Raw genomic sequence first — 15,872 nt, 5'->3', positions numbered from 1 at the left:
GCCCCCTCAGTCGCACTGCGGGGCGACGCGGTGACGCCCGGCAATGGTGGCGAAATACAGGTCTTCCAGGTCGCCGATGGCTTCCTCGAAGCCGTCGCCCGGGTCCTCGTCGCTGTAGACGTGGATCAGGGTGCGGCCCGACAGCAGGCGCGTGGAAATGACGGCGTGGCGCTGCTGGAAGCTGGCCAGCTCCTTCTTGTCGACAAAGCGGGCCCAGATCTTGTAGCTGACTTCGTCGATCAATTCCTGCGTCTTGCCGCACAGCAGCAAGTGGCCCTTGTTGATGATGGCCATGTTGGCGCACAGGTCGGCCACGTCGGACACGATGTGCGTCGACAGGATCACCGTCTTGTCTTCGCCGATGTCGGACAGCAGGTTATGGAAGCGCACGCGCTCCTGCGGGTCGAGGCCGGCAGTCGGTTCGTCGACGATGATCAGTCTTGGGTCGCCCAGCAGGGCTTGCGCGATGCCGAAGCGCTGGCGCATGCCGCCGGAAAAACTGCCGAGGCGCTGGTGGCGCACGTCGAACAGATTGGTTTGCTGCAGCAGGCCGTCGACCACTTCGCGCCGGCGCGCCCGCTGCGACAGGCCTTTCAGGGTGGCAAAGTGGTCGAGCAGCTCGTAGGCCGTCACTTTCGGGTACAGGCCGAAGTCCTGCGGCAGGTAGCCCAGCATGCGGCGCACCTCGTCCTTGTCGTCGAGCACGTCGTAGTCGCCGAAGAAGACGGAGCCGGAATCGCATTCCTGCAAGGTGGCCAGGGTGCGCATCAGGGTCGACTTGCCGGCGCCGTTCGGGCCCAGCAAGCCAAACATGCCCGGTGGTATCGTCAGCGAGACGTTGTCCAGCGCCACCACGCCATTCGCGTAGGTTTTCGACAATTTGCGGATCTGCAATTCCATACAACTCCTAACTCATGCTGTTGCGGCCCTGCGCCAGGCAGGCGGTCCAGGGCTTCTCTATGCTGGCATTGTATTGAATTTAAGACGTACTGGGCAGTTGCATGCGATACACGGCATTTTCGCGTGCCCAGAGTGCAATTGGCAGGGGTGGACGGCGTGCCGGATCCGGCCTTTCCGGGCGCGCCGCGTGAGTGTCAGTTGCGGAACAAAACCGATTCCCGGTTAAACCACCAGCGGCACAGCATCAGCAGCGCGCCCGCGATGACCGTGGTCGAGGCGAGGATCACGCCGAACATGCGGTAATCCATGGTGCCTTTCACCAGCTCCTTCATGGCCAGCGAGACATTCGTCAGCGGCACCATGGCCCAGATCCAGTTCAGCTCGACGCCGGGCAGCATGGCCGCCACCGTGGGCAGGATGACAAACAGCATCAGCGGCGTGATCAGGCCGGCCGCTTCCTTGTAGCTTTTCGCATAGATCGAGATCGACAGCAGCAGCGAGGCGAAGATGGCGGCCGTCGGCACCAGCATCAGGGTCACCATGGCCAGGTCGGGCAAGCCGATGCTATGCACGAGGATGGCCATGTGGCCTTCCAGCGAACTGCCGAAGATGGCCAGCAGGGCGCCCATGCTGCCCACCATCAGCACGGCCGAGGTCATGCCGACGGTAAACAGCACGAGGAACTTGGCCAGCACGATGGCGCTGCGCGGCACGGGCGCCAGCAGCAGGGTTTCCAGCGTGCCCCGTTCCTTTTCGCCGGCACCCAGGTCGATGGCCGGATACATGGCCGCCGTCAGGCACACCATCAGCAGCAGGTAGGGCACCATGCCGCCGATGATGGCGCCCATCTGCTCGCGCTCGTCGGCCGTCGATTGCCGCTCGAGCACGATGGGGTTGAGGGCGAAGGCCAGCTGGGCCGGGCTGAGCTTGAGCGCCGACAGGGCGTCGGCGCGCAGGCTGGCGTTGTAGGCGTCGACGATCTCGCGCACCCGCTGCTGGGTCACATCGACCGTGCTGGCGCTGTTGTAATGCAAGGTGACCTTCGCCTGTTCCTGTTGCAGCAAGGTATCTTCAAAGCGCGGCGGAATGACCAGCGCGAACTTGATGCTGTCGTCGCCGATGGCGCGGCGTATCTCGGCCTCGCTGGCCAGCGGCACTTCGCGCAGGTTGTGCTGCTGGGCGAAACGCGCGCTCAGGCCCGGTGAATGGTCCTTGCCGAACAGGGCGTAGCGCATTTCCGCCGTCTTGGCATTCTTGAACATATTGCTCGAGACATAGGCAAAGCCGCCAAAGATCAGCGGCATGGCGAAGATGGGAATGAGGATCGTGAAGATCAGCGTCTTGCGGTCGCGCGTCAGTTCCAGCAATTCTTTCAGATAGATGGTCCACATGGCGTCAGGCTCCCTGGTTGATGACGCTGACAAAGGCGTCGTACAGGTCGGCGCTGCCGCCCAGATGGCGCAGCGCGTCGACCGTGCCGTTGAAGGCCGTGGTGCCGCGGTTGATGATGCAGACCCGGTCGCACAGCTTTTCCACCTCGTGCAGGTGGTGGGTGGAAAAGATCAGCGGCACGCGCAGTGCCTTGTAGCTGGCGATGAAGTCGAGCAATATCTTCGCCGACATCACGTCCAGGCCCGTCGTCGGTTCGTCGAGGATCACCACTTGCGGCTCATGCACGACGGTGCGGGCGATTGCGCACTTCTGTTTCATGCCCGTCGACAGCTGGTCGGCCCGCTTGCTGCCGTACTCCTCCATCTGCAGCAGGGCGAACAGCTCGTCGCAGCGGCGTTTCAGCTTGTGGGCCGGCATGCCGTGCAGGCGGCCGAAGTATTCCACGTTCTCGCGCGCCGTCAGGCGGCCGTACAGGCCCGTCGAGCCGGACAGGAAGCCGATGCTCTGGCGCGCCACCAGCGGCTGCTGCAGCACGTCGACGCCGTTGACGAGGGCGCTGCCCGCGTCCGCCTGCAAGGCCGTCGACAACAGGCGCAGGGTGGTTGTCTTGCCGGCCCCATTCGGTCCCAGCAAGCCCAGCACTTCACCGGGAGCGCAGCTGAAACTGACGTCGCGCACGGCGTGGAACCAGCCGTCATGCTCGCGCGGGTCGCTGACGCGCACGGCCTTGCCCTTGTGGGGCGGCAGGCGAAAACGTTTTGCCAGGTGCTTGACCTCAATCATGTAATTCATCCATTCGACGGGGAAGAACGAGAGTAGCATGCAAAAAATGTAACTTGCAAGATGGAAATATCGTTTGGTCTATTGAAAAAAACAGCATCTTCATGCAAGCTGGCCCGGTAGGCGCCGGCAGACGGCGCGGGAGAGTGCAATGCAAACGATCGATCAGGCGATGCAGGACAGGGTGCTGGCCGTGGCGCGCGCCGGCATGACCAGTGCCGAAGCCATCGGTTTCTTTCGCGTCAGCCTGGGCCTGTATTACCTGGCCGGCCTGATGACGGAGGAAACGCTCGATTTCAAGCAGATCGACGCCCGTTACAACCGGTTCATTTACCACTCGATTGGTGGCGGGCACAGCATTGCCAGCGTGCTGCAATTCATGAGCGGCGAAAAAGTCTTGCGCGTGCTGCAATCGGAGCGCTTCCTGGCCGCCTTCGGCCAGCATTGCCCCGATATTCCCGTCGACAGCATTTCCTTCCTCATTTCGCTGAACCTGGGCGTGGCGAAAAGCCTGTCCGGCCTCGACGCCGTCGGTCCCGTGGTGGACTGGATCGAGCGGGAAAAAGCGCGCACAAGTCAATAAAGCCCCGTTCGCCCTGCGCGCGACGTGGGCATGCCGGGCCGCGATCGTCCTATAATTCATGTTTTCCTACTCATGAGCATAGCCACGATGACCGCGAACCGCTACTTTCACCCCCTGGATCGTTTGATTGTCGGCGCCGACAAGGCCTTGCGCGTCATGGCGGGCGTGGCGTCCGCCTCGCGCCCTTCGCCGGCCGCGCATGCGCCGGACGCGGAACTGAGCGCGGCCGAGCAGCGCCACAGCGCCGGTTTGATGCGCGTCAACCATGTCGGTGAAGTCTGCGCGCAAGCCTTGTACAACTCGCAGGCGCGCTATGCGCACAGCCCGGCCATCCGCGCCCAGTTCGACGAGGCGGGCCGCGAAGAGGAAGACCACCTGGCCTGGACGGCGCAGCGCCTGACGGAGCTGGGCTCGCGTCTGAGCCTGCTCAATCCCCTGTGGTATGCGGGATCGTTTGCGCTGGGCACCATCGCCGCGCGCATGGGCGACGGCCGCAGCCTGGGATTTGTGGTGGAAACGGAGCGCCAGGTGGAGGCGCACCTGGCCAGCCACCTGGAAGAATTGCCGCCGCAGGACGCCAAATCGCGCGCCATCGTCAAGCAGATGGCCATCGACGAGGTCGAGCACGGCGCCGCCGCCCAGCGCCTGGGCGCCATCGACACCCCGGCGCCGGTGAAGGCGCTGATGGGCATCATGGGCAAGGTGATGACGAAAACCGCGTATTACATTTAAAACAAAGGCGCTCTGAAGAGCGCCTTTTTTATGCATGCCCGAGCCGTGAAACGCCTGACAAAACCGTAGCGAGCGGAAGGGAGAGGTGGTCGAGAAGCGCAACCGTGCAAGGGCACGGTGAGCATCGCAGGCCGCCTATACCGACGCGCAGTAGGTTTGGTCAGGCGCTTTCTTCGATGATCTCGAAGGAATGCGTAATCTCGGCGGTTTTCGCCAGCATGATAGACGCCGAGCAATATTTGTCATGCGACAAGGCCACGGCCCGTTCCACGGCCGTCGGTTTCAGGGCTTTTCCCCGCACGGTGAAGTGGAAGTGGATCTTGGTAAACACTTTCGGGTCGGTCTCGGCGCGGTCGGCCTTTAGCGTCACTTCGCAGCCGCTGACGGCCTCGCGTCCCCGTTTCAGGATCAGCACCACGTCATAGGCGGTGCAGCCGCCCGTGCCCAGCAAGACCATTTCCATGGGGCGTGGCGCCAGGTTGTGGCCGCCGCCATCGGGCGCGCCATCCATGGTCACCAGGTGGCCGGAACCCGTTTCTGCCCGAAAACTCATGCCCGACGGGCCATTCCAGCTGACTTTGCATTCCATCGTACTCTCCGAAAATTGTAAGCGTTTTGTATTGTAATAGAGGAACGCCCGTCCATGTGCCGCCCGCCGGGCCGCAGCCGGCCTCGATTGCGGCTTGACGCGGCAAGGCAAAGCCGCTTATACTTGTCGGCTTTCCGTTCGCTCAGGAAAAGTAAATAAGGCAGAGTCCGCACAGCAACATCGGCGGAACCACCATTTGAGCGTGTAATCTATTAGGAAGTCAACATGAAAACATTTTCCGCTAAAGGACATGAAGTCCAGCGCGATTGGTTCGTGGTTGACGCGACGGACAAAGTCCTCGGACGTGTTGCCAGCGAAGTGGCACTCCGACTGCGCGGCAAACACAAACCAGAATTTACTCCTCACGTCGATACCGGCGACTTCATCGTCGTCATCAACGCAGGCAAACTGCGTGTGACCGGTACCAAAGCTACTGAGAAAATTTACTACCGTCACTCTGGCTATCCAGGCGGCATCTACGAAACCAACTTCCAGAAAATGCAACAGCGTTTTCCAGGTCGCGCGCTTGAGAAAGCGGTCAAAGGCATGCTGCCTAAAGGCCCACTCGGCTACGCAATGATCAAGAAGCTGAAAGTGTACGCGGAAGGTTCCCATCCGCACGCTGCTCAGCAACCTAAAGCACTTGTTCTCTAAGGAACTGACATGATCGGTAATTACAATTATGGAACCGGCCGTCGCAAAAGTGCAGTGGCTCGGGTTTTTATCAAAGTTGGCACAGGCTTGATCGTTGTTAACGGCAAACCAGCAAACGAATACTTTTCGCGCGAAACGGGTCTGATGGTCATCCGTCAACCACTGGAACTGACCGGCAATGTCGAGCGTTTCGACATCAAAGTCAACGTCCATGGCGGCGGTGAGTCGGGCCAGGCTGGTGCAGTTCGTCACGGCATCACCCGCGCTCTGATCGACTACGATGCAGCGTTGAAACCGGAACTGGCAAAAGCCGGCTTCGTGACCCGCGATGCACGTGAAGTCGAGCGTAAAAAAGTTGGTCTGCGCAAAGCACGTCGCGCAAAACAATTCTCGAAGCGTTAATTTTTACGCTGCAGCACCTTCCCGGTGCTGGTCGAAAAGCCGCTGGACTTCGGTCCCGCGGCTTTTTTGCATTTCAGCGTGACTCTGCGTTGCGCTGTAAAATACGCGGAAAACCCGCGGGGACCGTTTCCCCTCCATCTCTATGCAATATATACACAAGGAAAGAACATGATCAAAGTTGGCATCGTCGGCGGCACTGGATACACGGGCGTGGAGTTGCTGCGCCTGCTCGCTACCCATCCAGATGTCGAGTTGACGGCGATTACCTCGCGCAAGGAAGATGGCTTGCCCGTTGCCGACATGTATCCTTCCCTGCGCGGCCACGTGAAACTGGCGTTTTCCTCGCCCGATAAAGCCAATCTGGAGCAGTGCGACGTGGTCTTCTTTGCCACCCCGCATGGTGTTGCGATGGCGCAAGCGCCGGCCCTGTTGGCCGCGGGCGTGAAAGTGATCGACCTGGCCGCCGACTTCCGCCTGAAGGACCAGGCCAAGTTCGAGCAGTGGTACAAGATTCTCCACACGGCACCCGAGCTGATAGCCCAGGCCGTGTATGGCTTGCCGGAACTGAACCGCGACGATATCAAGCAGGCCAGGCTGGTCGCCAACCCCGGCTGCTACCCGACCACCATGCAGCTGGGCTTTTACCCGCTGCTGAAGGCGGGCCTCGTCAATGCGGGCGGCTTGATCGCCGACTGCAAGTCGGGCGTGTCCGGCGCCGGCCGCAAGGCGGAAATCGGCATCCTGTTCTCGGAAAGCAGCGACAGTTTCAAGGCCTATGGCGTGGCCGGCCACCGCCACCTGCCGGAAACGACGGCGCAATTGCAGCGTTTCACGGACGAGAAAGTGGCGCTGACCTTCACGCCGCACCTGGTGCCGATGATACGCGGCATGCATTCGACCCTGTACGCGCAGTTGAGCAAGGACGTCAGTAATGACGAATTGCAAGCCTTGTTCGAAGAGCAATACAAGGACGAGCCTTTCGTCGACGTCATGCCATTCGGCTCGCATCCGGAAACCCGCTCCACGCGCGGCTCGAACATGCTGCGCCTGGCCTTGCACCGTCCTGAAGGCGGCAACACCGTCATCGTGCTCGTCGTGCAGGATAACCTGGTCAAGGGCGCGTCGGGCCAGGCCGTGCAATGCATGAACTTGATGTTTGGCTTGAAGGAAACGGCTGGTTTGCAACATATCGCCGTGATGCCTTAAATATGGGCATATAGGCACCAGTGCTTGCGCAGGTCCGGCGCCTTTTTGCCGGACCTGTGATAAATTGGACTGCCGCGTACCCCGGATAGGATGACGTTCATGTTCGAGCGCAATGCGAAAAACCCCATCGACACCCTGATCGGCGCCTCGACGCGGATCGAGGGCGACTTGCTGTTTTGCGGCGGCTTGCGCATCGATGGCCATGTGCGCGGCAACGTCACGGGCGAGTCGGGCGAACCCACGTATGTGGTGCTGGGCGAAGCGGGCCGCATCGACGGCGAAGTGCGCTGTTCGTGCCTGGTCGTCAGCGGCGAGATCAATGGCCCCGTGTACGTGTCCGAAATGCTTGAAATCCAGCCGAAAGCCCGCATTGTAGGTGAGGTCTATTACAAGGTGCTGGAAATGCACAGCGGCGCATTGGTGCAGGGCAAGCTGAGTCGCCACGACAGCGCCGACCCCGTGCTGCACCTGGCCGTGTCGGAAATGTGAGCAGGAACAACACCGTCCAGCCGCATCAGCGGCAGCGGCAGCGCGAGTTGCGCCAACAGTCTATAATGACTTAATGTTTTCTAGTAGGAGTGCCTGATATGAATGCCGTCGCTGAAATGCAAGATGTGATCCCTTCGCCTATTATCTTTACCGATAGCGCCGCCGAAAAAGTCGCGCAGCTGATCGAAGAAGAAGGCAATCCCGACCTGAAATTGCGCGTGTTCGTGCAGGGTGGCGGCTGTTCCGGCTTCCAGTACGGCTTCACCTTCGATGAAATCGTCAATGAAGATGACACCACCATGGTCAAGAACGGCGTCCAGCTGTTGATTGATTCCATGAGCTACCAGTACCTGGTCGGCGCGGAAATCGACTACAAGGATGACCTGGAAGGCGCGCAATTCGTGATCAAGAATCCGACTGCAACGTCGACCTGCGGTTGCGGTTCCTCGTTCTCGGTATAAGCACGCCTGAAAAAGTGCCCATGGCGGCATTGCATGGACTTGCCCTGAACATTGTTCAGGCACGCTTGTAAGAATGTTGGGCAGGTAAGAAAATAGCGGATCGATGATCCGCTATTTGTGTTTCTGAAACGCTTGTTCCTTGTTAACGCGGATACAGCGCGCCGAGCACCCGCAGTCCCTTCGCTCCCGTCACGGCCGGCAAGTTGCCCGGCTTGCGCTGTGTAAAGCGCCAGGCCAGCCAGGCGAATGCCAGCGCCTCGACCTGGCTGGGCGCCACGCCCAGCGCTGCCGTCGATGCCACCGCCATGCCCGGCAATGCGCGGGCCAGGGCCGCCATCAGGCTGGCGTTCTGCGCGCCGCCGCCGCACACATACACGGTTTCCGCCTGCGCCCCATCGCGCGCGATGGCGTGCGCCAGGCTGGCGGCCGTCAGCTGGGTCAGCGTGGCTTGCACGTCGGCGGGGCTGGCGCCGGGGTGGCTGGCCAGTTTGCTGTTGAGCCACTCGGCGTGGAACAGGTCGCGGCCCGTGCTTTTCGGCGCCGGCAAGGCAAAATACGCTTCATTGAGCAGCTCGGCCAGCAGGGCAGGCAAGACTTTGCCCGTGGCGGCCCAGGCGCCGTTGGCGTCGTAGGGCTGTCCCAGGTGTTGCAAGACCCAGCCATCCATCAGCGCGTTGCCGGGGCCCGTATCGTAGCCCGTCACCGTGCCATCCGCATGCAGCACGCTGATATTGCCGATGCCGCCGATATTGGCTACCACGCGCGTGTGGCCGGGCGCATTGAAGACGGCCTGGTGAAAGGCGGGTACCAGCGGCGCGCCCTGGCCGCCGGCCGCCACGTCGCGGCTGCGCAAGTCGGCGATGACGTCGATGCCCGTCAGTTCGGCCAGCAGGGCCGGATTGTTCAACTGGCGCGTAAATCCCAGTTCGGGACGGTGGCGGATGGTCTGGCCATGCGCGCCGATGGCGGCGATGGCGTCCGGGCCGATGCCCGCATTATCGAGCAGCACGGCGACGCAGTCGGCGTAATGGCGCACCAGCGCGTTGGCGGCCAGCGCCTCGCGTTCGATTTCATCGTGCCCCGCGCCTTGCAGCGCCATCAGGTCGGCGCGCAGGCTGGCGGGAAAGGCAATATACGCCTCGCCCAGGCTGCGCACGCCGCCATCGTCAGAAAAGTCGACCAGCGCGCCATCGACGCCATCCAGGCTGGTGCCAGACATTAAACCGATATACAGCATGGGTGTTTCCTCGCGTGCGTAAGTGATGGTATGGATTGTGCCGCATTTGTGCCGTACGCAAAAGCGCACGGGAAGCACGCGCACAAAAAACAAAGGCACCGGCCATCTGCATGGGCGGTGCCTTAGTCTATTGCCCGAAGGCAGTGTCGCTTAGCGCGACGCCAGTGCCGTGTCGTTCGGACGCAGCAGGGTGAAGCGGTGCATCATGTCGGCCGACACCATGCGGAAGCGGCTCAGCTCGGCGGCCGTCAGCGGCGCCTGTGCTTGTACGTTCAGCTTGCTTGGGTCTTGCGCCACGCCGCCGACGCGGAATTCATAGTGCAAGTGGGCGCCCGTCGACCAGCCGGTGGTGCCGACGTAGCCGATCACATCGCCCTGGCTCACTTTCTGGCCTTTTTTCAGGCCGGAAGCGAAGCGGCTCATGTGGGCGTAGGCCGTCGTGTAGTTGGCCCAGTGTTTCAGGACAACAACATTGCCGTAGCCGTTTTGCATGCCGACGGAATCGACCACGCCGTCGCCCGAAGCGCGGATAGGCGTGCCCGTTGCTGCAGCGAAATCGATGCCTTTATGCGCTTTCCAGTTGCCGGAAATCGGGTGCACGCGCATGGAGAAGCCGGACGAGATGCGGGAAAATTCGAGGGGGGATTTCAGGAAGGCTTTTTTGAGGGACTTGCCGTCGAAACTGTAGTAACCGCCGCCTTGCTTGCTGGCTGGGTCTTCGAACCAAACGGACTGGTAAGTCGTGCCGCGGTTGGTGAATTCACCGGCCAGGATGCGGCCCGCTCGGACGAATTCGCCATCTTGCCAGAACGTTTCGTAGACAACATTAAACGAGTCGCCGCGTTTCAGGTCGGAGCGGAAGTCGATATTGGTGGAGAACATTTCCACGATTTGCGCGGAAATCGAGTCTGGCAGGCGGGTGCCGTCCAGGCTGGAGTCGGTGGCGGCGAACAGGGTGGAGGTAATCTTGCGCGCGTGCATTTCAACGCGGCGTTCCAGCTGGGCTGCCACTTCCGTGGCCACGAACTTGTCGCCCTTGCGGGTGATCAGGATGTTCTTGACCGATTTGTCGGTGCCGTCGACAAGCGTGGCGCGCATCCAGTTGAGGTCGCCGTTTTCGGACGTTTGCGCTTGCACGCGCTTGCCCGATTTCAGCAACATCACGCCGCGCGCGATCTTGTCGGTCTTGATGAAATTGGCGGCCGCCGCATCATCCACGCCGAGACGGGTCAGCAGGGTGGCGAGGGTATCGCCGGCGCGGACTTTTTCTTCGTGGGTGAAATTCTGGTCTACCTGTTCCATCGCGGAAATTTGCGAGGCGAGGTCAGGCATTTCCAGGTTCTGGGCGATCGACTTGACCGGCAGGTCGGACGCGTCGGGCGCCAGCGGGGCCACACCGGCCGCGCCGAAGGCGACCACGGCGAGCAGCACTGCCGACACGCCAATAATGCGTGCCTTGCGTGTCGTCGCCAGCTGTGTGTACAAGCGTGAGCCTGTGATTTTATGTATAGGGTTCATGCAATCAGTTAAAATTTGCCCTTGAACGATACCTGAACTAGCGCTCTTTGTTATTGTTATTTTGATTCGTTTTCATACGGCAAGATTGATGGGATCGAGCATTATAGCAAACTCCGCAAACCTACTACCATTTTGAGATCTACAGTCAAATTTTATGGAAATCAACACCACCGCATCGCCTACAAAGGCTAACGCAGCTCAGACCGCGCTTCCGCTGTCGGACAGAGTACAAGAAGCCCTCGCGATTACCAAGCGTGGCGTCGACGAACTCTTGATCGAAAGCGAATTTGCGCAAAAATTAGCACGCTCCGAGAAAACGGGCGTTCCGCTGCGCATCAAACTGGGCCTGGACCCGACTGCACCCGACTTGCATCTGGGCCATACCGTGGTACTGAACAAGATGCGCCAGCTGCAAAACCTCGGCCATCAAGTCATTTTCCTGATCGGCGATTTTACTTCCATGATCGGCGACCCTTCGGGCCGCAACGTCACGCGCCCGCCGCTGACCAAGGAACAGATCGAGATTAACGCGATGACGTATTTCGCGCAAGCATCTTTAGTGTTGGACGCCAGCAAGACCGAAATCCGCTATAACTCGGAATGGTGCGATCCGCTGGGCGCGCGCGGCATCATCCAGCTCGCTTCCCACTACACGGTGGCGCGCATGATCGAGCGCGACGACTTCACCAAGCGCTTCCAGGGCGGCATTCCTATTTCCGTGCATGAATTCCTGTACCCGCTGATGCAGGGCTACGATTCGGTGGCCCTGAAGTCGGACCTGGAACTGGGCGGCACGGACCAGAAGTTCAACCTGCTCGTGGGCCGCGAACTGCAAAAGCAGTACGGACAGGAACAGCAGTGTATTTTGACCATGCCGCTGCTGGAAGGTTTGGACGGCGTGGAAAAAATGTCCAAGTCGAAGAACAATTACATCGGCATCACGGAACCGGGCAACACCATGTTCGCCAAGCTGATGAGCATTTCCGACGTCATGATGTGGCGCTACTACGAGCTGCTGTCGTGGCGCTCGATCGCCGAACTGGCGCAGCTGAAGAGCGAAGTGGAAGGCGGCCGCAATCCGCGCGACGCCAAGGTTGCGCTGGCGCAAGAAATCGTCGCCCGCTTCCACTCGCAGCAGGCGGCGGAAGATGCGCTGGCCGACTTCGTCAACCGCTCGAAGGGCGGCATTCCCGACGATATCCCGGAAGTGACGCTGGCCGGCGCGCCGCTGGGCATCCCGCAATTGCTGAAACAGGCAGGCCTGTGCCCGTCGACGTCGGAAGCCATGCGCATGATCGAGCAGGGCGGCGTGCGCATCGACGGCACCGTCATCAGCGACAAGGGCTTGCAAGTGGCGGCGGGCGTGCTGGTGTTGCAAGTTGGCAAGCGCAAGTTTGCGCGCGTCACCTTGACGGCATGATCGCGCTGCTGCAGCGCGTCACGCAGGCGAAGGTCGATGTTGCCGGCGCCACCATCGGCGCCATCGACGGGGGCCTGATGGTGCTCGTGTGCGCCGAGCGCGGCGATACGGAGAAGGAAGCGGATGCCTTGCTGGCCAAGTTGCTCGGTTACCGCGTCTTTGCCGACGCGGTGGGCAAGATGAACCGCAGCGTGACGGACGTGGCCGGCGGCTTGCTGCTGGTGCCGCAGTTCACGCTGGCGGCCGACACCAAGTCCGGCACGCGCCCGTCGTTCACGCCGGCCGCCGCGCCGCAGGACGGCTTGCGCCTGTTCACGCATTTCGTGGAACAGGCGCGCAGCCGCCATGCGACCGTGCAAACGGGGCAGTTCGGCGCCGACATGCAGGTGTCGCTGACGAATGACGGGCCCGTCACGTTCTGGCTGCAAGTAAATGCCAAATAAACCTGCTGCGCGTCGCCATGTGCGGCCTGCGATGCTCCTGTGCTTCGGCACAGTTGCGCTTCTCGGCCCCGACTGGCTGCCGCTCGCCATGGTTTGTTGCTGAAATTATAATTATAAAGAGGAGCAAGCGATGAAGTTGTGGAGCGAGACCTTTCGTGATGGCGGCCTGATGCCGGCCGAATATGCTTTTGCCGAGATCGATCCGGCCAGCCGCGTGCGCCTTGCCGGCAACCGCAATCCCCACCTGGCCTGGGACGAGGTGCCGAATGGCACCGAGTCGCTGGTGTTGTTCTGCATCGACCCCGATGCGCCGCAGGACGCCAGCCTCGTCAACCGCGACGACCGGACCTTGCCGCTGGCCGCGCCGCGCGGCGACTTTTACCACTGGAGCTTGCTCGATATTCCCCTGGCCATGCGGGCCATTGCCGCTGGCGAGTTTTCCAGCGGCATCACGCCCCATGGCAAGACGGCCGCAGGCGGACCGCTGCAATTGCGCCAGGGTCTCAACGACTACACGGGCTGGTTTGCCGGCGATGCCGCCATGGCAGGCGACTATTATGGCTACGATGGCCCGTGTCCGCCGTGGAATGACGAACGCATCCACCACTATATCTTCCGCCTGTATGCGCTCGACGTGCCGCGTCTGGACTTGCCCGAGCGTTTTACGGGGCAGCAAGCCTACGCTGCCATTTACGGCCACATTCTTGACGAAGCGCAACTCGTCGTCGCCTACTCGCTCAACCCCGAGCTGGCACTTACCTTGAAAACATGAGCACAACCATTTTATTGATACGCCATGGCGAAACGGCCTGGAATGCGGACCGCCGCCTGCAGGGCCATATCGACATCGCCCTGAACGAGGCGGGCCTGGCGCAGGCGGCCGCGCTGGGGCAGGCGCTGGCTGACGAGCCGCTGGCCGCCATCATCGCCAGCGATCTGCAACGCGCGCAGCAGACGGCGCAAGCCGTGGCCGACGTGCAGCAGTTGCCGGTGCAGGCAGACCCCTTGCTGCGCGAGCGCTGCTATGGCGCCTTCGAAGGCTTGCTGTATGCGGACATCGCCGCGCGCTATCCGCACGAGTATGCGCAATGGCAATCGCGCCAGATCGACGCCGTGATGCCGTCCGGCGAGCGCCAGGCCGAAAGCTTTCGCCAGTTCTATGCGCGCGCGAATGGCGCCATCGCCCGCTGGGCCCAGCAGCATGACGGCCAGACGATCGCCATCGTGGCGCACGGCGGCGTGCTCGAGTGCGCTTACCGCGAGGCGGTTGGCATGACGCTCGACAGTCCACGTGATTTCCAGGTGAAAAATGCCAGTGTGAACCGCTTTTCGTACGCGGACGGCAAGCTGCATTTAGTGCACTGGGGAAATATCGAACACCTGAGCGCGCCCGCAATGGACGAGCTGGGCTAAGAGCGGGGCCAGTGCCGCCACGGCCCCATTTTGCTGTGCTGCACAAGCGCGATGCACGCCCTGGCGCACTGAAGCGAAAAAATAGTGCTTATTAATTAGGCAGGGAATCGGTTAAAATAGCAGGTTCCTCCGTCCATTCCAGGTTCTTCAGTGCAAATCGGCCCTCACATTCTGCGCAACAACGTTTTCGTCGCTCCCATGGCCGGCGTGACGGATCGGCCTTTCCGCCAGTTGTGCAAGCAGCTGGGGGCAGGCTATGCCGTGTCGGAGATGGCGGCGTCGAATCCGCGCCTGTGGGCGACGGAAAAAAGTTCGCGCCGCACGGACCATGAGGGCGAAATGGAGCCGAAAGCCGTGCAGATCGCCGGCGCCGATCCGCAAGACCTGGCCGACTGCGCCAAGTTCAATGTGGACCGGGGCGCGCAGATCATCGACATCAACATGGGTTGCCCCGTGAAGAAGGTGTGCAACAGCTGGTGCGGTTCGGCCCTGCTGCAAGATGAAAGCCTGGTCGAGAAGATTTTGCATGCCGTCGTCAACGCCGTCGACGTGCCCGTCACCCTGAAATTTCGCACGGGCTGGAACCGTTCCAACAAGAACGCCCTGACCATCGCCCGCATCGCCGAGCAGGCCGGCATCCAGATGCTGACCTTGCACGGCCGCACGCGCGCCGATGGCTACAAAGGCGATGCTGAATATGAAACCATTGCTGCCGTGAAAGCATCGGTGGGCATTCCCGTGGTGGCCAATGGCGACATTACCAGCCCGGAAAAAGCCCGTTTTGTGCTGGATCAAACAGGCGCCGATGCCGTCATGATCGGCCGCGCGGCGCAGGGCCGGCCGTGGATTTGCCGTGAAATCGATCATTTCCTGCGTACCGGCACCTTGCTGCCGGCGCCGTACGTGGATGAAGTGCGCACACTGATGGATGAGCATTTGCGCGCCCACTACGCGTTTTATGGCGAATTTCTCGGCGTGCGCACGGCGCGCAAGCACATCGGCTGGTATGTGAAAGATCTGGAAGGCGGCGAAGCGTTCCGACAGCAAATGAACTTGCTCGAGTCGACGGAAGCGCAGTTGCTGGCCGTCGATCAATTTTTTGAGTCGCAATGGAAATTTGGCGAACGGTTACAATACCGCCTCGCCGAATCCAGTGAAAGTGGCCTGATAGAAGCGGCCACGGCAGCATGAGCAGATAGCAAGAAAGTTACGTATAAGTTAAGCAGCAAGTTAAAAGCAATACAAGGGCGAGCGCCTATACAGAGCGTCATGCAATATTAATTACACACCGAGACAAGACGGCAGCACGCGGACCGCATGAGCGACGCGGCAGCGGATTGTCAGGTGTTCAGCCGGTTGAAGCATAAAAATGAGCAAAGAAAGCATTCAGGAAGTCGTACAGAAAAGTCTAGAAGATTACTTCAATGACCTGGGCGAACAGCAAGCATCGAATATCTACGACATGGTCGTGCTGACCGTGGAAAAGCCCATCCTGGAAGTCGTGATGACACGCGCCGATGGCAACCAGTCGCACGCCGCGCAGATGCTGGGCATCAACCGCAATACCCTGCGCAAGAAATTGCAGGAGCACGGTTTGCTGTAATGCCGGCATGCAAGTGACGCCAAGATTTGAATCCGCCGCAGCCCGGCCCG

General features: G+C 61.0%; 19 protein-coding genes. 13 read left to right on the top strand and 6 right to left on the bottom strand.

Annotated elements, in window-relative coordinates; translation table 11 throughout:
* Positions 1 to 6: 6 nt before the first annotated feature.
* The 3 genes from YQ44_RS23250 to YQ44_RS23240 all read right to left on the bottom strand — a co-directional run bounded on the left by YQ44_RS23250 (position 7) and on the right by YQ44_RS23240 (position 3,075).
* Complete coding sequence (locus tag YQ44_RS23250; RefSeq protein WP_071325407.1) at positions 7 to 900, bottom strand: ABC transporter ATP-binding protein; 894 nt, start codon at positions 898 to 900, stop codon at positions 7 to 9.
* Between the two features lie 194 nt (positions 901 to 1,094).
* Positions 1,095 to 2,291 carry an ABC transporter permease gene (locus YQ44_RS23245; RefSeq protein ID WP_071325406.1) on the bottom strand — a complete coding sequence of 399 codons (1,197 nt, stop codon included), beginning with the start codon at positions 2,289 to 2,291 and terminating at the stop codon, positions 1,095 to 1,097.
* A gap of 4 nt (positions 2,292 to 2,295) precedes the next feature.
* Positions 2,296 to 3,075 carry an ATP-binding cassette domain-containing protein gene (locus YQ44_RS23240; RefSeq protein ID WP_071326712.1) on the bottom strand — a complete coding sequence of 260 codons (780 nt, stop codon included), beginning with the start codon at positions 3,073 to 3,075 and terminating at the stop codon, positions 2,296 to 2,298.
* A 148-nt stretch (positions 3,076 to 3,223) separates the two neighbouring features.
* Here YQ44_RS23240 and YQ44_RS23235 point away from each other — a divergent pair, with 148 nt between their 5' ends.
* Both YQ44_RS23235 and coq7 read left to right on the top strand, forming a co-directional pair.
* A complete protein-coding gene (locus YQ44_RS23235; RefSeq protein WP_071325405.1) occupies positions 3,224 to 3,655 on the top strand; it encodes a hypothetical protein in 432 nt (143 codons plus the stop codon).
* A gap of 87 nt (positions 3,656 to 3,742) precedes the next feature.
* On the top strand, positions 3,743 to 4,387 hold the full coding sequence (coq7, locus tag YQ44_RS23230; RefSeq protein WP_071325404.1) for a 2-polyprenyl-3-methyl-6-methoxy-1,4-benzoquinone monooxygenase: 645 nt from the start codon (positions 3,743 to 3,745) through the stop codon (positions 4,385 to 4,387).
* A gap of 160 nt (positions 4,388 to 4,547) precedes the next feature.
* Here the strand turns inward: coq7 and YQ44_RS23225 are convergent, their stop codons facing one another.
* Positions 4,548 to 4,976 carry an OsmC family protein gene (locus tag YQ44_RS23225; protein WP_071325403.1) on the bottom strand — a complete coding sequence of 143 codons (429 nt, stop codon included), beginning with the start codon at positions 4,974 to 4,976 and terminating at the stop codon, positions 4,548 to 4,550.
* A 225-nt stretch (positions 4,977 to 5,201) separates the two neighbouring features.
* On the opposite strand from YQ44_RS23225, the gene rplM reads away from it, so the two are divergent.
* From rplM to erpA, 5 genes are all read left to right on the top strand, one after another.
* Complete coding sequence (gene rplM / locus YQ44_RS23220; RefSeq protein WP_010393282.1) at positions 5,202 to 5,630, top strand: 50S ribosomal protein L13; 429 nt, start codon at positions 5,202 to 5,204, stop codon at positions 5,628 to 5,630.
* A gap of 9 nt (positions 5,631 to 5,639) precedes the next feature.
* Positions 5,640 to 6,032, top strand: a complete 393-nt coding sequence (gene rpsI, locus YQ44_RS23215) for a 30S ribosomal protein S9 (RefSeq protein WP_010393285.1) — start codon at positions 5,640 to 5,642, stop codon at positions 6,030 to 6,032.
* A gap of 168 nt (positions 6,033 to 6,200) precedes the next feature.
* On the top strand, positions 6,201 to 7,238 hold the full coding sequence (gene argC, locus YQ44_RS23210; RefSeq protein WP_071325402.1) for an N-acetyl-gamma-glutamyl-phosphate reductase: 1,038 nt from the start codon (positions 6,201 to 6,203) through the stop codon (positions 7,236 to 7,238).
* A 99-nt stretch (positions 7,239 to 7,337) separates the two neighbouring features.
* Positions 7,338 to 7,727: a bactofilin family protein gene (locus YQ44_RS23205; protein ID WP_071326711.1), complete on the top strand. Its 390-nt coding sequence runs from the start codon at positions 7,338 to 7,340 to the stop codon at positions 7,725 to 7,727.
* A gap of 98 nt (positions 7,728 to 7,825) precedes the next feature.
* Positions 7,826 to 8,188, top strand: coding sequence for an iron-sulfur cluster insertion protein ErpA (erpA, locus tag YQ44_RS23200; RefSeq protein ID WP_029496047.1), 363 nt, complete (start codon positions 7,826 to 7,828; stop codon positions 8,186 to 8,188).
* A 142-nt stretch (positions 8,189 to 8,330) separates the two neighbouring features.
* Here the strand turns inward: erpA and YQ44_RS23195 are convergent, their stop codons facing one another.
* Both YQ44_RS23195 and YQ44_RS23190 read right to left on the bottom strand, forming a co-directional pair.
* Positions 8,331 to 9,425: an anhydro-N-acetylmuramic acid kinase gene (locus tag YQ44_RS23195; RefSeq protein WP_071325401.1), complete on the bottom strand. Its 1,095-nt coding sequence runs from the start codon at positions 9,423 to 9,425 to the stop codon at positions 8,331 to 8,333.
* A 150-nt stretch (positions 9,426 to 9,575) separates the two neighbouring features.
* Complete coding sequence (locus tag YQ44_RS23190) at positions 9,576 to 10,943, bottom strand: M23 family metallopeptidase (protein ID WP_071325400.1); 1,368 nt, start codon at positions 10,941 to 10,943, stop codon at positions 9,576 to 9,578.
* 154 nt (positions 10,944 to 11,097) lie between these two features.
* Between YQ44_RS23190 and tyrS the strand changes: the two genes are divergently transcribed.
* The 6 genes from tyrS (at position 11,098) to YQ44_RS23160 (ending at position 15,822) form a co-directional block, all read left to right on the top strand.
* A complete protein-coding gene (tyrS, locus tag YQ44_RS23185) occupies positions 11,098 to 12,363 on the top strand; it encodes a tyrosine--tRNA ligase (RefSeq protein ID WP_071325399.1) in 1,266 nt (421 codons plus the stop codon).
* A complete protein-coding gene (dtd, locus tag YQ44_RS23180; protein WP_071325398.1) occupies positions 12,360 to 12,806 on the top strand; it encodes a D-aminoacyl-tRNA deacylase in 447 nt (148 codons plus the stop codon). Before tyrS ends, dtd begins: the two co-directional genes overlap by 4 nt.
* A 130-nt stretch (positions 12,807 to 12,936) precedes the next feature.
* Positions 12,937 to 13,578 (top strand): YbhB/YbcL family Raf kinase inhibitor-like protein, encoded by a 642-nt coding sequence (locus YQ44_RS23175; protein WP_071325397.1) that lies wholly within the window; start codon positions 12,937 to 12,939, stop codon positions 13,576 to 13,578.
* Entirely contained in the window at positions 13,575 to 14,219 is a 645-nt protein-coding gene (locus YQ44_RS23170) for a histidine phosphatase family protein (RefSeq protein WP_071325396.1), read from the top strand. Before YQ44_RS23175 ends, YQ44_RS23170 begins: the two co-directional genes overlap by 4 nt.
* 198 nt (positions 14,220 to 14,417) lie before the next feature.
* Complete coding sequence (gene dusB, locus YQ44_RS23165) at positions 14,418 to 15,410, top strand: tRNA dihydrouridine synthase DusB (RefSeq protein ID WP_071326710.1); 993 nt, start codon at positions 14,418 to 14,420, stop codon at positions 15,408 to 15,410.
* Positions 15,411 to 15,588: 178 nt separating this feature from the next.
* On the top strand, positions 15,589 to 15,822 hold the full coding sequence (locus tag YQ44_RS23160) for a helix-turn-helix domain-containing protein (RefSeq protein WP_008445162.1): 234 nt from the start codon (positions 15,589 to 15,591) through the stop codon (positions 15,820 to 15,822).
* Positions 15,823 to 15,872 lie beyond the last annotated feature (50 nt).

The organism is Janthinobacterium sp. 1_2014MBL_MicDiv, assembly GCF_001865675.1.
In the GTDB taxonomy this organism is placed as follows: Bacteria; Pseudomonadota; Gammaproteobacteria; order Burkholderiales; family Burkholderiaceae_D; genus Janthinobacterium.
This window is presented reverse-complemented; position numbering and strand designations above follow the sequence as displayed.

Bases quoted from the DNA above. Each gene is read 5' to 3' on its own strand.
- YQ44_RS23250 (WP_071325407.1), bottom strand. From the start codon at position 900: ATGGAATTGCAGATCCGCAAATTGTCGAAAACCTACGCGAATGGCGTG.
- YQ44_RS23245 (WP_071325406.1), bottom strand. From the start codon at position 2,291: ATGTGGACCATCTATCTGAAAGAATTGCTGGAACTGACGCGCGACCGC.
- YQ44_RS23240 (WP_071326712.1), bottom strand. From the start codon at position 3,075: ATGATTGAGGTCAAGCACCTGGCAAAACGTTTTCGCCTGCCGCCCCAC.
- YQ44_RS23235 (WP_071325405.1), top strand. From the start codon at position 3,224: ATGCAAACGATCGATCAGGCGATGCAGGACAGGGTGCTGGCCGTGGCG.
- coq7 (WP_071325404.1), top strand. From the start codon at position 3,743: ATGACCGCGAACCGCTACTTTCACCCCCTGGATCGTTTGATTGTCGGC.
- YQ44_RS23225 (WP_071325403.1), bottom strand. From the start codon at position 4,976: ATGGAATGCAAAGTCAGCTGGAATGGCCCGTCGGGCATGAGTTTTCGG.
- rplM (WP_010393282.1), top strand. From the start codon at position 5,202: ATGAAAACATTTTCCGCTAAAGGACATGAAGTCCAGCGCGATTGGTTC.
- rpsI (WP_010393285.1), top strand. From the start codon at position 5,640: ATGATCGGTAATTACAATTATGGAACCGGCCGTCGCAAAAGTGCAGTG.
- argC (WP_071325402.1), top strand. From the start codon at position 6,201: ATGATCAAAGTTGGCATCGTCGGCGGCACTGGATACACGGGCGTGGAG.
- YQ44_RS23205 (WP_071326711.1), top strand. From the start codon at position 7,338: ATGTTCGAGCGCAATGCGAAAAACCCCATCGACACCCTGATCGGCGCC.
- erpA (WP_029496047.1), top strand. From the start codon at position 7,826: ATGAATGCCGTCGCTGAAATGCAAGATGTGATCCCTTCGCCTATTATC.
- YQ44_RS23195 (WP_071325401.1), bottom strand. From the start codon at position 9,425: ATGCTGTATATCGGTTTAATGTCTGGCACCAGCCTGGATGGCGTCGAT.
- YQ44_RS23190 (WP_071325400.1), bottom strand. From the start codon at position 10,943: ATGAACCCTATACATAAAATCACAGGCTCACGCTTGTACACACAGCTG.
- tyrS (WP_071325399.1), top strand. From the start codon at position 11,098: ATGGAAATCAACACCACCGCATCGCCTACAAAGGCTAACGCAGCTCAG.
- dtd (WP_071325398.1), top strand. From the start codon at position 12,360: ATGATCGCGCTGCTGCAGCGCGTCACGCAGGCGAAGGTCGATGTTGCC.
- YQ44_RS23175 (WP_071325397.1), top strand. From the start codon at position 12,937: ATGAAGTTGTGGAGCGAGACCTTTCGTGATGGCGGCCTGATGCCGGCC.
- YQ44_RS23170 (WP_071325396.1), top strand. From the start codon at position 13,575: ATGAGCACAACCATTTTATTGATACGCCATGGCGAAACGGCCTGGAAT.
- dusB (WP_071326710.1), top strand. From the start codon at position 14,418: ATGGCCGGCGTGACGGATCGGCCTTTCCGCCAGTTGTGCAAGCAGCTG.
- YQ44_RS23160 (WP_008445162.1), top strand. From the start codon at position 15,589: ATGAGCAAAGAAAGCATTCAGGAAGTCGTACAGAAAAGTCTAGAAGAT.